The organism is Lacibacter cauensis (genome assembly GCF_007830055.1).
GTDB classification, from domain to species: domain Bacteria; phylum Bacteroidota; class Bacteroidia; order Chitinophagales; family Chitinophagaceae; genus Lacibacter; species Lacibacter cauensis.
The window spans coordinates 636,212-650,698 of the sequence record NZ_VLLE01000002.1 but is presented as its reverse complement, the minus strand read 5'-3'; the positions used below and the strand labels follow the sequence as shown (position 1 = coordinate 650,698).

The following is a 14,487-nucleotide window of genomic DNA, read 5'->3' as shown; positions in this document are numbered from 1 at the left end:
TGTATTAAGCGCCGCTAAGATAGTTAAATTGAGGCTTTAAACCCTTAGGAAATTTCATTTTGCAAACACACATTAGTAAAGCTGTATAACGAGTAAGCCGGGTAACAGCTCCAGTTGTTTTATACCCATCGACGCTATGCTTCCTTTTAAAAATTCTTCTTTATCCTGTTGCGTGATGTAGTAAAAGAAATAATATCTGATTTTAGTTTGTTTGAACTCAGTAAGAAGATCGGCTACTGCATAGGTTGGTTTATTAATAGTGTAGAAAGGATTTCCACTAAGATAAGCATACACCATGCACTCATCAACACGTTGATTGGAGGTGAAGCGTCCCTGGATATTTTGTCGTTTCATTGCTGCAGCAGTTTCAAAAATACTCTTGTGTTGATGAATCTGATCTTTCAAAAGATTAACAGGTTCAACAAGAAAACTGCCAAAGAAAATAAGCCACATGAATGCCTGTTGCAGCTTACGTATAGGATACGCTGCAGCAAGTTGCTGCAGCAATAATGCACCGGCAATGAAAAACACAAATGTTGTTGCCCAAATAAATCTTGTTTCTAAATGAAGCAACAAATAACCCGAAGGTAATAGCAGCATTCCAACCAATAAATACAACCATTGATTCGATCGGTGCTTGAAATACATATAGCCTGACAAAAAAAGAATTCCGGATGCAAGAAACGACAACTCATGAATACATTTTAACCATTGCTGAAAATTAAACAGTATTACACGCATCTGGTGTAATGCAAGAGTTACAAATGAAGCTGATGCAAGATTATCTCTACGCATATGCCATGGGTCTTCCCAAACAGAAGAAGAACCTTCGTGGGGCGGAGGATGCAGAATAGGGCCGGGCAGAGGTGCATCGCCAAACTGCCAGTGTGCATTAAATTTTCCAAATGCAATTATCCACTCTCCGTATTTCCAATGCAGGACATACAACCATGGAAAAATGCAGACAAAAAATATCAATAATCCAACTGCAAATTGTTTTACAATTTTCAGTCTGTTAAACAACAGGTGAATAACCGTAAAATGAAAAATGAAAAAAGGGAATCCATAAGATTTGTTCAGGTAGAGTAATGCACCAATAAATCCGGCCAGAATATTTTTACTATAGCTGGTATAAAAATTATCCTGCTTAAGCAGGTTGAAATAGATCAACAACAAAAAAACAAGCAGGGCGTCGGCTGCCAATTCAAAATAACAATAGTGCAACAGGATAATGATACTGCAATATTGTATGGCTGCTTTTAACCACAGCGACAATTCAAACTTATTGAGCAACGAATACAGCATCCACAACGAACCCAATGAAAAAAACAGGTTGCTGATTTTAAATGCAGCCCAATCATTCAACCCTAATTTCAGTAATGGCAGCACCAGCCAGGAATGTAAAGGATTCCAGAAACCATTTACAGCCAGCTTCCATTCGCCATTGAGATAATGATGAGCTACTTCCATATAGCCAATTGCATCCAGATCGGAAACGTATTGATAGAGTGGCCATGTTACTGCAAAAAGGATACAAAACGTTGCAAGAGAAAACGGGAGGCGTTGCTTATACAATAAGTTCATCGCTTAAAAATAAGCTTTCCCGGAGTTTTTTAAAATATTCTGTTGCATAAAGCAAACGGCTTCCATACCAGCTAAACATTTCGCCATCTACATTTCGTAACAAGGGTAGGTTTTGCTGCGGTATTTGTTGTTGCCAGGCTGTTGCAAGTGCTTCGAGATGTTGTTGCTTAAATGGAAATGGTTCCGATGAAAAAAGTATAACCTCAACATCCAGCGATGCTATTTGCTCCAAATCGATTTCAGGGTAACGCAGTTTTTCCTGCAACACATTTTCAAATCCGGCTTTGGTAAGCATGTCGTTAATAAATGTATCGCCACCGACACTCATGTACGGATTGTTCCAGATAAGATAGACACAGCGCATTTTTTTTGTTGCCGGTTTTAATTGCGCAAAGTTTGCTTTAAGCTGCTCAATCAGCTCTTCTGCCTTCGCTGAACGATGTGTAAGCATGCCGATTTGTGCTATTGCTTGGTATGCATCTTCCAGGTTGCTGATATCTGAACAATAAACCGGGCAAAAAGCTTCAATTGCTTCCACCTGCTCTCTTACATTTTCTTCTTTGCTGGCAATTACAAGATCGGGCTGTAAAGACTGGATTGCTGCTATGTCGGCATTTTTAGTTCCACCAACCCGTTGTTTTGTTCTGAACCAATGTTCGGGATGAACACAAAACTTGGTAATCCCCACAACTTCATCTTCTAGCTGCAGCGAATACAACAACTCGGTGAGTGATGGCACAAGAGATACAACCCTGCGGGGAGGAGAGGATTGAATAAAAACAAATTTGCCTGTTTGATCGTGAAATTGACTCATTTCATTTTTCAAACAGGCAAATTAATTAATTGAACGGTTCCTTTGGTGTTTATGTTTTCTTGGTACGAAATCAGGTAGCTCATTCAAAGGATTTTGGAAACACGTTCCAACTTTTTTTCAAAATATCTTCGGTTAATGACAGATAAAAGGAAAAAAAGATCTGGATTTCAGAGGATATTACGTTTGGATTTTACGTTGGTTTTCTTAGGATCCAGATCTTTTAGATAAAGCCTTTTTTGGTCTCTTGGTTTCCGCAACAGAGGGATTAGTTCTGATCCGGTTGGCTTTTTTTGGTCTTTCAGGACTAGGATTGGTCTTTCTTCCTAGGACGCTTGGATTTTGCGTTTGGTCTTTCTTTAGGATTTGGTGTGGTTCTTTCAGTTAGGATTTCATTTGGATTTTTCAACGGTTCTTTTGGTTTTCTTACAGGGCTATTGGATTTACTGTTGGTTTTTCAAATTGGAAGTCAACTGATATTGGATTTGTTACTTTGGTTTTTTAATGGATTTGGATATTTTCTCAGTTATTTCTCTTGGTTAACATTGATTGTGTTTCAATCAACTTCCGATACAAAAGTATAAGCATTGTTAAAGCTGTACAAGAGCAGTATTTCTCTTTTTCGAACCATCGGTATTTACCCCGCAAAACGTAAAACTACGTGTATTCTGAGCGTGTACTTACGTAAATAAGCCTGTTTTAGGCATAAAATGAACACTCTTACAAAAGAAAAGCCGCTTTACAGCGGCCTTTACGTTTCGTTTTTGCGGTATTCGCTATTTAGTAAGCGACTGTATAATATCGTATTTCGTAACAATATGGTAGTTGCCTGCCTCATCTTTACTCAGGACTGCACCGTTTTCTTTTGTTATGAGCGAACTGATACGTTCAATCGGCGTATCAAAGGCAACAATCGGCAACGTTGTTTCTATTACATCTGCTACAGCTGCATTCTTTATTTCAGGATTCGAAAAAACTTTATTGAACAATCCATTTTCCGAAATAGAACCTACAGGTTCGCCATCCTTCAGTACAGGCAAATGCTCGATATCATACTTCTTCATCAACTCTACTGTTTCAGCAACAGTAGTAGACGGATCTACACTGATTAAACGATTATGTGCACGGGATGAAACAATGTCTTTAAAGGTTTTCACATCCAGAAAACCACGTTCCATCATCCATTGATCGTTGTATATCTTTCCTACATAACGGCTTCCATGGTCGTGCAGAATAGCAACCACCAGGTCATCTTTTTTCAAACGGTCTTTCAACTGTATGAGGCCTTGCAAACAACTGCCTGCACTGTAACCGCAGAACAATCCTTCTTCCTTTGCTAAACGACGGGCCATCACCGCACCATCTTTATCCGTTACCTGTTCGAAGTGGTCGATAACACTCATATCATAATTCTTCGGCACAAAGTCTTCGCCAAAACCTTCGCTGATGTAAGGATGTACTTCACCCATATCAATTTCGCCAGTTCGGAAATACTTGGTGAGTAGTGAGCCATACACATCAATGGCCCATATTTGTATGTCAGGATTTTTTTCTTTCAAGTACATCGCCGTACCGGTAATGGTTCCACCGGTACCAGCTGTACAAACCAAGTGTGTAATTTTGCCATCGGTTTGCTTCCAGATTTCCGGACCCGTTGTTTCGTAATGCGCCAACCTGTTTGCGAGGTTGTCGTATTGATTCATGTGATATGAGTTCGGAATTTCCTTTGCCAAACGTGCTGCAACACTGTAGTAACTGCGGGGATCTTCGGGTGCAACATTGGTTGGGCAAACAATTACTTCTGCACCAACAGCTTTAAGAATATCTGCTTTCTCTTTCGATTGTTTATCTGTGGTAACAAAAATGCATTTGTAGCCTTTCACAACAGCAGCCAAAGCCAAGCCCATACCTGTATTACCACTGGTGCCTTCTATAATTGTTCCGCCTGGTTTTAACTTACCTTCCTGTTCGGCAATCTCAACCATCTTCAACGCCATGCGGTCCTTAATAGAATTGCCGGGATTGAAATAATCAACCTTTGCAACCACAGTGCAGGGGAGATTGCGGGTTATTTTATTTAACCGAATAAGCGGGGTGTTTCCAATTGTTTCAAGAATATTATTCTTAATGTCCATAGTATTTTCTTCTGTTAAGTGCACAAATGTACAAGGAATAACTGTACACTAACGGTTAGTAGCACCGTTCTTAACAAAGTAACAAAGTAAAAGGAGAGATTACTTCTTTATTTCTTCCAATGCTTTTAGCACAATAGGATCGCTGCTGTTTTTTACACGGGCATATCCTTCGTTGTACCAAACGTACCAGCTGATCATACTGATAAAATTCTCTGTAAGATTTTTCTGCTGAGGAACTGTAAATGCAGAAAGATTTACACTGTCTTTAGCAAGGTTGGTTGAAAGAAAAGAAAGTGCATCTGTATTGACTGCTAGATATTGCTGCAGTTGTGATGCAGATTTAAACGAGCTGATTTGCTTTTTGTTTTTGATAAAATACAAGTAGGCAGCGTCACTCACAAAACCTCTTATTTTCGGACGTTTATTGCGGGGCAGGGAAGCTGATGTATCGATTGCTACATATACATCGGGCGAAATACCACCGCCACCATAAACAATTCGTCCGCCTTTTGTTTTGTAAGCTTTACCATTATGTGCCGATGAATCGCCATGAAACACTTCACCGTTGGTAAATCGGTTCTGCACTTCTTCCTCATATTTATCACGATCGGTTCTGCTATAGGGCTTTTGAATGCTGCGGCCAATCGGCGTAAAATAGCGTGATACGGTTAAACGCACAGCACTGCCATCGCTTAAACTAAACTGTTCCTGTACCAACCCTTTACCAAACGAACGGCGGCCGATGATCGTTGCCCTGTCCCAATCCTGCAATGCACCTGCCAACACCTCACTTGCCGAAGCTGAGTTTTCATCAAGCAGCAACACCAACTTTCCTTTTTCAAATAAACCCGGGCGACGGGCAGAATAGATTTGCTTGGGATACGATTTGCCTTCGGTATAAACGATTTCCTTATTACCGTCTAAAAACTCATCGGCAATCTGAACGGCATCATCCAGCATACCACCACCATTGCCACGTAAATCGAGAATGAGCTTTTGCATGCCTTCCTTCTGCAAACGTTCCAGGTTTTCCATAAACTCTTCGTAAGTAGTGCTGGAGAACTTGTTTAAACGGATATACGCTACAGCTGGCTCTATCATGTAGGCCGCATCAATACTTTTAATAGGAATAATGTTGCGTACAATGCTGTATTGTACTTTCTTTCCATCACGGATTAACTCACCTTTCACTTCTGTTCCTTTCGGGCCACGGAAAATGCGGCGTATTTCATCGCCTTTGCGTTTTTTGCCCGATATGATAGAATCGTTCGCAGTAATAATCTGATCGCCCACTTGTAAACCTGCTTCAGCCGACGGACCGCCGGGCATCACATATAAAATGTTCAGCGTATCGTTCAACATCCCGAACTCGATACCTACACCCTGGAAATTACCCTGCATCTTTTCATTCACCATATCCAGTTCAACGGGAGGAATGTAAGTAGAATGCGGATCGAGCTGGCTGAGTAAATCCTGGATGGCAAATTCGCCAAGCGAATCAACATTCACCGTATCCACATATTTCTGCTGTATGAGTGTAAGAATTTCCTGAACGGGATTTTTCTTGGCCCGATGGAAGAAAGAAGGGGCGTAGCTGCCCATATTATCCCGGAGTTTATAACCGAAAAACATCCCCAAAACGAGGGTAACGGATAACACGACAGGCAACCAAACTTGAACTTTCTTTTGATTCATGAACTTAATATCAGATAAAAGACCCGCAAATTTCATGAAAATAAAGCATATTGTCTTCCTACATTTATCCCGATTTTAATAAATTACAGTAAAGGCCCGAAAAACGTAATAACGGTATGAGTTCGACTAAACTAATTGCAGACAGCGGAGCAACAAAGGCAGAATGGTGCCTGTTGAAGGGAAAAAAGAAAAAGACCATTTTTACCCAAGGCATCAGTCCTTTTTTGATGAGCAGCGAACAGATAAGCAGCTTGTTACAGAAAGAACTGAAAAAGAAATTAGCAAAAACGCAGGTGGACGAAATTGACTTCTATGGCACTGGCTGCAGCAGCGAGCAGAATATTAAAAGCATTAAGCAGGCGTTGAAGGAAGTATTTCCATCGGCACAAAAAATTAAGGTTGATAATGATATGATGGGCGCTGCGAAGGCGTTATGCGGCCACGAAAAAGGGATTGCATGCATATTGGGTACCGGCTCCAACACCTGTTATTACAATGGTAAACGCATCGTAAAGGGAAGTCCGGGTTTGGGTTATGTGCTGGGCGATGAAGGAAGCGGTGCTTATCTTGGCAGAAAGGTAATCCAACATTATCTCTACAATACATTTGATGAAGAGCTGAAAGCCCGTTTTGATGCCAAGTACAACACCGACCGTGTAGAAATTCTGGATAAGGTGTACCGCCAGCCGATGCCCAACAGGTACATGGCATCCTTTGCACTCTTCCTGAGCGAAAACAGGGGACATTACATGGTTGAAAATATTATTGAAGACTCCTTCAATGATTTTTTCTTTAACCACCTGTATAAGTTCAGGGAAAGCTGGTTGTATCCCATCCACTTTACAGGCAGCGTTGCTTATGCATTTCGTGATGTGTTGAAAGCAATGTGTCATACGTACGAATTACAACCGGGACGTATCCTTAAAAATCCAATGCAGGGTTTAATCGAATATCATAGCTAATTTTGCAGCATGGCAGAACAATTTGTACGGATTACAGAACAGGAATCGAATTATCATCATCTCGAAAACATGAGCGTTGCGGAATTGCTCCACAACATCAATAAAGAAGACAGCATTGTTCCCGCAGCTGTTGAAAAAGCAATTCCACAAATAGAACCGTTGGTTTCTGCCATTACCGATAAAATGCTCATGGGCGGCCGATTGTTTTATATTGGCGCCGGCACAAGCGGTCGTTTAGGTATTGTAGATGCCAGCGAATGTCCGCCAACGTACGGTGTGCCTTATGGTTTGGTGATTGGTATTATTGCCGGTGGCGAAAAAGCTATTACCAACGCTGTAGAGTTTGCCGAGGACAGTAAAGAACAGGGCTGGGCCGATCTTGAAGCACACAATATTTCCGATAAAGATGTGGTAATTGGCATTGCTGCCAGCGGCACCACACCTTATGTTATCGGCGCACTCGAAGAATGCCGCAAGCGCAACATTATTACAGGCAGCATCAGTTGCAACCCCAACTCACCCGTATCGAAAGCCGCAGATTTTCCAATTGAAGTAATTGTTGGGCCCGAGTTTGTAACCGGCAGTACCCGTATGAAAAGCGGCACAGCACAAAAACTGGTGTTGAACATGATCTCCACATCTATTATGATCCAGCTGGGAAGGGTAGAAGACAACCGCATGGTCAATATGCAGCTGAGCAACGAAAAACTGGTGGACCGGGGTGTAAAAATGCTGATGCTTCGCAGCGGCATCAATAATTACGAAGCGGCCAAAGACCTGCTGCTTACGCATGGCACTGTGAAAAAAGCACTTACCGCTATTGGCGGATAAACCACTCTGCTTCCTCATTTTCTCGTTCATAAAAATGTGCCTCAAAAGGGTTGCAATTGGCAATGAATGGTTGTAACTTATACATTCCATTTCGGCAAACACCACTAAAACTGCACATTATGAAAGAGCATTTTTTACTCTCCGCTTTCCTTTTCATCACCTGTTCATTAGCCGCACAAAAATCATCGTTTGTGTATGTGATCAACGCTGCCGAAAACGAGGCAAGCTGGATGAACCTACAACTGATGAACAGCAAAAAAGGAGAGTTGGTACAAACCATTTACGATTACCGGAAACAACACCCGGCAGTAATTGATGTTGAAACAAATAGACAACGGACAAGTTCTGGTGGATCTTTTCCAACTTATACCAGTGTTGCAGCTGCTGCTTACGATGGTAAAACACAACGCATGTTTTTTATTCCGATGCGCATTGCAGAATTACGTTGGGCAGATGTACGCACACCTGCTGAAGCTAAATATTACACAATATCATCTCCGATATTAAATGAACTTAATCTAAACGATCCTGCTAATCATATTACCAGGATGGTGATTGCAGCAGATGGCTATGGTTATGCTATTACCAACGATGGCAATCATCTCTATCGCTTTACTACAGGCAAAAAACCACAGTTGACCGATTTAGGAAATTTGGTTGATGCAGCTGATAACGGCGCCATGTCGGTACACAGCCAGTGCAGCAGCTGGGGTGGCGATGTGGTGGCTGGTACCGATGGTTTGCTTTACCTCATCAGTCAACGGCATCAGGTATTTTCAATTGACCCGGCAACAAGAATAACAACGAACCTCGGCACAATCAAAGGACTTCCGGAAAACTTTACCGTTAACGGTGCTGCAGTAAACAACGATGGAACGATCTTACTTTCCTGCAGCATAGGCAACCAACCTTTCTATCAACTTGAACTCGATCAGTTGCAGGCAAAGCTTGCCTTTACAAAAGAACAACGCATCAACGCCTCCGATCTGGCGAGCAGCAATCTTGCACTTCGTCCGGCGATCAATAAAGGTCAATATGTACAGGGCCGATCTCCGTTTGAAACTGCGAATCAAAAGATCAGCATGTATCCCAACCCCGTAACCGAATATCGTTTTCAATTAAACTTCGAAGAAACAACAACAGGAATACATACGATTCAGGTAATGGATCTTTCAGGAAAATTATTGCTGAACAAAGTTGTAAATATCAGCGGGCCCGGGCAATTTGAAGGAGTTGAGCTTAGCAAAAAAATGAGCAAAGGCATGTACTTTGTAAAAGTGCTTAACAATGAAATGAAAGCAGTTTATACTTCGAAATTCATTTTACAATAAAACGAAAAATCAATAGGGTGAAGGGCTGCAGCAATGCAGCCTTTTTATTTGTTTGAAATTTATTTTAAGACTAACGCTTGTTGCATGAAAACAGCTATTTAACTTCACACCCATAATGAAACAGACAGTTGTACATACAATCTCCACTCCGGTAGCTATTTCGGCTACAGGTACAACTACGTTTACAACTACGATCCGCTAAGCGGATTGTATAGTACCATATTACCCCAAGGGCACATATTGCTGCAAGAACAGAAACTCTACTGATCATTTAACGTTTATCTTATATGCTGGTTTTAAAATTTGGCGGCACTTCAATGGGAAGTGCAGAAGCAATGAAGCAGGTTGCTGACATTGTAAAAGAAAAGCTCCAACACAATAATTTATTTTTAGTGGTAAGTGCCATGAGCGGCACAACCGATCTGTTATTAAACTGCGGTGCAAAAGCAGCTGCAGACGATGAATCGTACAAAGAACTCTTAAAGCAGATTGAAACAAGACATCTCGAAGCAGTGAAAGCACTCATACCTGTACAGCATCAAAGCAGTGTACTGAGTATGGTGAAGAAATACTGCAACGAAATTGAAGATATCTGTAACGGCATTTATCTCCTCAGCGAATCATCTTTACGCACAAAAGATAAACTGGTAAGCTATGGTGAGTTGCTTTCATCTACCATCATCAACGCTGCATTAAATCATGCAGGTGTTGCATCTGTTTGGAAAGATGCACGTGAACTCATCCGCACCAATGCCAACTACGGTAATGCTGCTGTTGACTTTGCAGTAACCAACCAGCAGATTAAAGAATACGTACAGCAATCGAACGCCAGACTGATTGTTGTACCCGGTTTTATTGCAGCCAATGCAGAACAGATTACCACTACATTAGGTCGTGGTGGTTCTGATTATACAGCTGCTATTCTTGCAGCAGCTGTGGATGCAGGTGCTTTGGAAATATGGACTGATGTAAGTGGTATGATGACAGCCGACCCACGTTGGGTTGCCAATGCAAAGATCATCCCTTCCATTTCTTACCAGGAAGCAATGGAACTTTCGCACTTTGGTGCAAAAGTGATCTATCCGCCAACCATTCAACCGGTGTTGTCGAAAAATATTCCTACGTGGATCAAGAACACATTTGCACCGAATGATCATGGAACGGTGATTGAATTCAAATCAGAATCGAGCAATATTATTACCGGTATATCAAGCATCAACTCACTTGCACTGTTAAGTTTGGAAGGAAGTGGTATGATTGGTATTCCCGGTTTCAGCAGCCGTTTGTTTGCTGCTTTAGCCAATGCACAAATCAATGTTATTCTTATTACACAAGGTTCTTCTGAACATAGTATTTGTGTGGGTGTAGATGCAGCTTCTGCTGGTCGTGCAAAAGAAGTGGTAGACAAAGCATTTGAATACGAGATCAACAGCGATAAAGTTGAACCCTTGCAGATCGAAGAACAATTATCGATCGTGGCATTGGTAGGCGATCAAATGCGTCATCACACCGGTATCAGCGGACGCATGTTTTCTGCACTTGGGCGCAACGGTATCAACATCCGTGCAATTGCACAAGGTTCTACCGAACGAAATATTTCTGCAGTTGTTGCAGCAGCCGATGTACGCAAAGCAGTCAACGTTTTACACGAAGAGTTTTTTGAAACAACAAAGAAACAGGTAAACCTTTTTATAGTAGGTACCGGTAATGTAGGCAAGAAATTACTCGATCAGTTAAAGCAACAGCAAATTTTTCTTGAACAGCAATTACGTTTACAGGTAAACATTGTTGGTTTAAGCAACAGCCGCAAAATGTTGATTGATGAAAACGGCATTAATGTAGCGAATTGGGAAGACAGTTTAGCCAATGCAGAACAAGCCGATCTGCAGGCATTTGTACAATCGATCATTAAACGCAATTTGCGAAACTCAGTTTTTGTTGATGTAACTGCCAATGCAGCTATAGCCGATGTATATGCATCGCTGCTCGAAAAAAGTATTGCGGTGGTGGCGTGTAATAAAGTAGCGGCCTCATCGCAACTAAGCAACTATAAAAAACTGAAACATCTTTCGGCCGAGTTTAATGCGCCGTTTTTGTTTGAAACAAATGTTGGTGCAGGCTTGCCCATCATTGGTACATTGAACGATCTGATGCGCAGCGGCGATCGTGTACATCGCATGGAAGCCGTGTTGAGCGGCACACTCAACTTTGTGTTTAACAACTACGATGGCAGCAGACCCTTTGCTGATGTGGTGAAACAGGCACAGGACGAAGGATATACCGAACCCGATCCACGTTTGGATTTGAGTGGTACTGATGTAATGCGCAAGATTCTTATTCTTTCACGTGAAGCAGGAGTGCAGATGGAAATGGAAGAGATCAGTTGCAATGGTTTCCTGCCCGACAGTTGCATGCAGGGCAGTGTTGCCAATTTTTATGAAGCCATGAAAAAAGAAGAAGCACATTTTAAAGCCATCTATGATAAAGCTCATGCAGAAAATTGCAAGCTGAAATTTGTAGCAAGCTTTGCCGATGGTAAAGCAGGTGTGGGCTTACAGCATATTCCGCCGCAACACGATCTTTATCATTTGTACGGTAAAGACAACGTGGTGTTATTCTATACCGATCGTTATAAAGAACAACCGATGGTGGTGAAAGGTGCCGGAGCCGGTGCTGAAGTTACAGCCAGTGGTGTATTTGCAGATATATTAAGAGCAGCTCAAAAATAATTCTGATGAAAGAAGTAGTAGTGAAATGTCCGGCCACTGTTGCCAACCTCGTTTGCGGTTTCGATATTTTAGGTATGGCCCTGAAAGAGCCCTACGATATCATGAAACTGAAGTTAATCGATGAACCGAAAGTTGTCATCACCAACAAAGACGATTACAACTTACCCACCGAAGCCGAAAAAAATGTGGCTGGTGTAGTGTTACTGTCGATCATGGAGAAGCTTGGCGGAAACATTGGTTTTGAAGTAGAAATTGAAAAACAGATTAAACCGGGAAGTGGCCTTGGTTCCAGTGCGGCCAGTGCAGCAGGCGCAGCTGTTGCAGCAAATCTGTTATTAGACAATCGCTTTACGAAAGATGAGTTGGTGCAGTTTGCCATGAATGGTGAAAAGCTGGCGAGTGGTGTAAAACATGCCGATAATATTACACCATGCATAACAGGTGGTGTAACGCTTATCCGTTCGATTCATCCGCTGGATATTGTGCCGCTTAACTCACCATCCTTGTTTGTAACAGTAGTACATCCGCAGATAGAAGTAAAGACCAGCGATGCACGGCAAATACTCCGCAAAGAAGTATTGCTGAAAGATGCCATTAAACAATGGGGCAATATTGCAGGTTTGGTAGCCGGTTTTGAAAAAGGTGATACAGACCTTATCGGCCGCAGCCTGGAAGATGTAATCATTGAGCCCGTACGCAGTATTTTAATTCCGGGTTTTGATGAAATTAAAACAAGAAGCAAAGAGGCAGGTGCATTGGGTGGTGGTATTTCCGGCAGCGGTCCATCGATTTTTATGCTGAGCACAAACGAAGCAACGGCAAAAAGTGTGGAAGCCATTATGCAGGAAGTGTTTCAGCGCCTGGGCATCGATTATAAGACATATGTTACATCGATTGCACAGGAAGGAGTGAGTGAGATAAGTACGAAGTAAGAAGGACGAGGTACGAAAATTCTCCCGTCACCTCGACGAAGGAGAGGTCTCTAAAAATTGATGATGGCTGTAACTGCAGAGATATCTCGGTCCTCGATATGACGTTCAAATTCAAACAACAAAAAACTTTTTCAAATTGAAGTACTACAGTTTACATAAACAATCGCCCATTGCTTCGTTTAAGGAAGCAACCATACTCGGACAGGCACCTGATAAAGGATTGTATTTTCCGGAAACCATTCCACAGATTGATAAAGATTTAATCAACAATATCGAACACATCAGCAACGAAGAAATTGCTTTTCGTGTGATTAAGCCGTATGTGGGTAACGAGATAAAGGAAGAGGAACTGATGCGCATCGTGTCTGAAACAGTCAACTTTCCCATCCCGTTGGTACCGGTAACAGATAACATCTCTTCGCTTGAATTATTTCACGGACCAACACTGGCGTTTAAAGATGTGGGCGCACGTTTTATGAGCAGATGTCTGGGGCAATTTGTTCGTGAAGGTCAGGCCACTCAAAGCGGCCAGACCGGTAAGGTTACTGTACTCGTTGCTACCAGCGGCGATACAGGCGGTGCTGTTGCCAATGGTTTTTATGATGTGGAAGGAGTGGATGTAGTGATACTTTACCCCAGCGGTAAAGTAAGCAGTGTGCAGGAAAAACAACTCACCACGCTTGGCAAAAACATTCATGCATTGGAAGTAAATGGAACTTTTGATGATTGTCAGCAAATGGTGAAGCAGGCGTTTACAGATGCAGAACTCAACAAACAATTATTTCTTACATCAGCTAATTCCATTAATGTAGCAAGATGGTTACCACAACAGTTTTATTATTTCTTTGCCTACAAACAATGGATTTGCACCCCTTCAGGGGTTGGGGGCCAGCCACCAGTTATTTGTGTACCAAGCGGCAACTTTGGTAATATCTGTGCCGGCATCTTAGCACACATGAGTGGTTTACCGGTGCAGCATTTCATTGCAGCCTGCAATGCCAACGATGTAGTACCGAATTACATGCAAAGTCAGCAATACCAACCCAAGGCTGCTGTTGCCACCATCAGCAATGCCATGGATGTAGGCAACCCCAGTAACTTTGTACGCATCCTCGAATTATTTCATCAGCAGGTTCCGCAGTTGAAAGAAAAATTCAGCAGTATAAGCATTACTGATGAAGCAACAAAACAAACTATGAAGCGTGTGTTTGATGCAACAGGTTATACCCTCGATCCGCATGGTGCTGTTGGTTACCTGGCATTGGAACAATATCTTCAACAACATCAGGCATCGAAAGGAATGTTCCTTGAAACAGCACACCCGGTAAAGTTTTATGATGTGGTAGAACCGGTGTTACATCAAACAATACCATTACCCGAATCAGTAAAAGCGATTATTGATCTGCCGAAGCAATCCACATGCATCGATCCTTCGTTTGAACAACTGAAAGATTTTTTATTGACGAATCGATAATTT

General features: G+C 42.0%; 10 protein-coding genes. 6 read left to right on the top strand and 4 right to left on the bottom strand.

The genetic code is table 11. The annotated features are described in order from the left end of the window. Positions 1 to 72: 72 nt before the first annotated feature. The 4 genes from IQ13_RS02755 to IQ13_RS02740 all read right to left on the bottom strand — a co-directional run bounded on the left by IQ13_RS02755 (position 73) and on the right by IQ13_RS02740 (position 6,132). Positions 73 to 1,584, bottom strand: coding sequence for a hypothetical protein (locus IQ13_RS02755; RefSeq protein WP_144884261.1), 1,512 nt, complete (start codon positions 1,582 to 1,584; stop codon positions 73 to 75). Then, positions 1,568 to 2,398, bottom strand: coding sequence for an ABC transporter substrate-binding protein (locus IQ13_RS02750; RefSeq protein ID WP_144884258.1), 831 nt, complete (start codon positions 2,396 to 2,398; stop codon positions 1,568 to 1,570). Before IQ13_RS02750 ends, IQ13_RS02755 begins: the two co-directional genes overlap by 17 nt. A 773-nt stretch (positions 2,399 to 3,171) precedes the next feature. Next, complete coding sequence (locus IQ13_RS02745; RefSeq protein ID WP_144884256.1) at positions 3,172 to 4,530, bottom strand: pyridoxal-phosphate dependent enzyme; 1,359 nt, start codon at positions 4,528 to 4,530, stop codon at positions 3,172 to 3,174. Positions 4,531 to 4,629: 99 nt separating this feature from the next. After that, on the bottom strand, positions 4,630 to 6,132 hold the full coding sequence (locus IQ13_RS02740; protein WP_242009466.1) for a S41 family peptidase: 1,503 nt from the start codon (positions 6,130 to 6,132) through the stop codon (positions 4,630 to 4,632). Between the two features lie 209 nt (positions 6,133 to 6,341). Between IQ13_RS02740 and IQ13_RS02735 the strand changes: the two genes are divergently transcribed. The 6 genes from IQ13_RS02735 to thrC all read left to right on the top strand — a co-directional run bounded on the left by IQ13_RS02735 (position 6,342) and on the right by thrC (position 14,484). Continuing rightward, positions 6,342 to 7,187, top strand: a complete 846-nt coding sequence (locus tag IQ13_RS02735; protein ID WP_144884252.1) for an N-acetylglucosamine kinase — start codon at positions 6,342 to 6,344, stop codon at positions 7,185 to 7,187. Positions 7,188 to 7,196: 9 nt separating this feature from the next. Beyond that, positions 7,197 to 8,018 (top strand): N-acetylmuramic acid 6-phosphate etherase, encoded by an 822-nt coding sequence (murQ, locus tag IQ13_RS02730; RefSeq protein ID WP_144884251.1) that lies wholly within the window; start codon positions 7,197 to 7,199, stop codon positions 8,016 to 8,018. 119 nt (positions 8,019 to 8,137) lie between these two features. Further along, positions 8,138 to 9,349: a T9SS type A sorting domain-containing protein gene (locus tag IQ13_RS02725; RefSeq protein ID WP_158637287.1), complete on the top strand. Its 1,212-nt coding sequence runs from the start codon at positions 8,138 to 8,140 to the stop codon at positions 9,347 to 9,349. 287 nt (positions 9,350 to 9,636) lie between these two features. Further along, complete coding sequence (gene thrA / locus IQ13_RS02720) at positions 9,637 to 12,078, top strand: bifunctional aspartate kinase/homoserine dehydrogenase I (RefSeq protein ID WP_144884247.1); 2,442 nt, start codon at positions 9,637 to 9,639, stop codon at positions 12,076 to 12,078. A 5-nt stretch (positions 12,079 to 12,083) separates the two neighbouring features. Then, the gene (locus IQ13_RS02715; protein ID WP_144884245.1) at positions 12,084 to 13,010 is read left to right on the top strand and encodes a homoserine kinase; all 927 of its coding nucleotides are present in this window, start codon (positions 12,084 to 12,086) and stop codon (positions 13,008 to 13,010) included. Positions 13,011 to 13,146: 136 nt separating this feature from the next. Beyond that, a complete protein-coding gene (gene thrC / locus IQ13_RS02710) occupies positions 13,147 to 14,484 on the top strand; it encodes a threonine synthase (RefSeq protein WP_144884243.1) in 1,338 nt (445 codons plus the stop codon). Positions 14,485 to 14,487 lie beyond the last annotated feature (3 nt).

Bases quoted from the DNA above. Each gene is read 5' to 3' on its own strand.
- IQ13_RS02755 (WP_144884261.1), bottom strand. From the start codon at position 1,584: ATGAACTTATTGTATAAGCAACGCCTCCCGTTTTCTCTTGCAACGTTT.
- IQ13_RS02750 (WP_144884258.1), bottom strand. From the start codon at position 2,398: ATGAGTCAATTTCACGATCAAACAGGCAAATTTGTTTTTATTCAATCC.
- IQ13_RS02745 (WP_144884256.1), bottom strand. From the start codon at position 4,530: ATGGACATTAAGAATAATATTCTTGAAACAATTGGAAACACCCCGCTT.
- IQ13_RS02740 (WP_242009466.1), bottom strand. From the start codon at position 6,132: ATGGGCAGCTACGCCCCTTCTTTCTTCCATCGGGCCAAGAAAAATCCC.
- IQ13_RS02735 (WP_144884252.1), top strand. From the start codon at position 6,342: ATGAGTTCGACTAAACTAATTGCAGACAGCGGAGCAACAAAGGCAGAA.
- murQ (WP_144884251.1), top strand. From the start codon at position 7,197: ATGGCAGAACAATTTGTACGGATTACAGAACAGGAATCGAATTATCAT.
- IQ13_RS02725 (WP_158637287.1), top strand. From the start codon at position 8,138: ATGAAAGAGCATTTTTTACTCTCCGCTTTCCTTTTCATCACCTGTTCA.
- thrA (WP_144884247.1), top strand. From the start codon at position 9,637: ATGCTGGTTTTAAAATTTGGCGGCACTTCAATGGGAAGTGCAGAAGCA.
- IQ13_RS02715 (WP_144884245.1), top strand. From the start codon at position 12,084: ATGAAAGAAGTAGTAGTGAAATGTCCGGCCACTGTTGCCAACCTCGTT.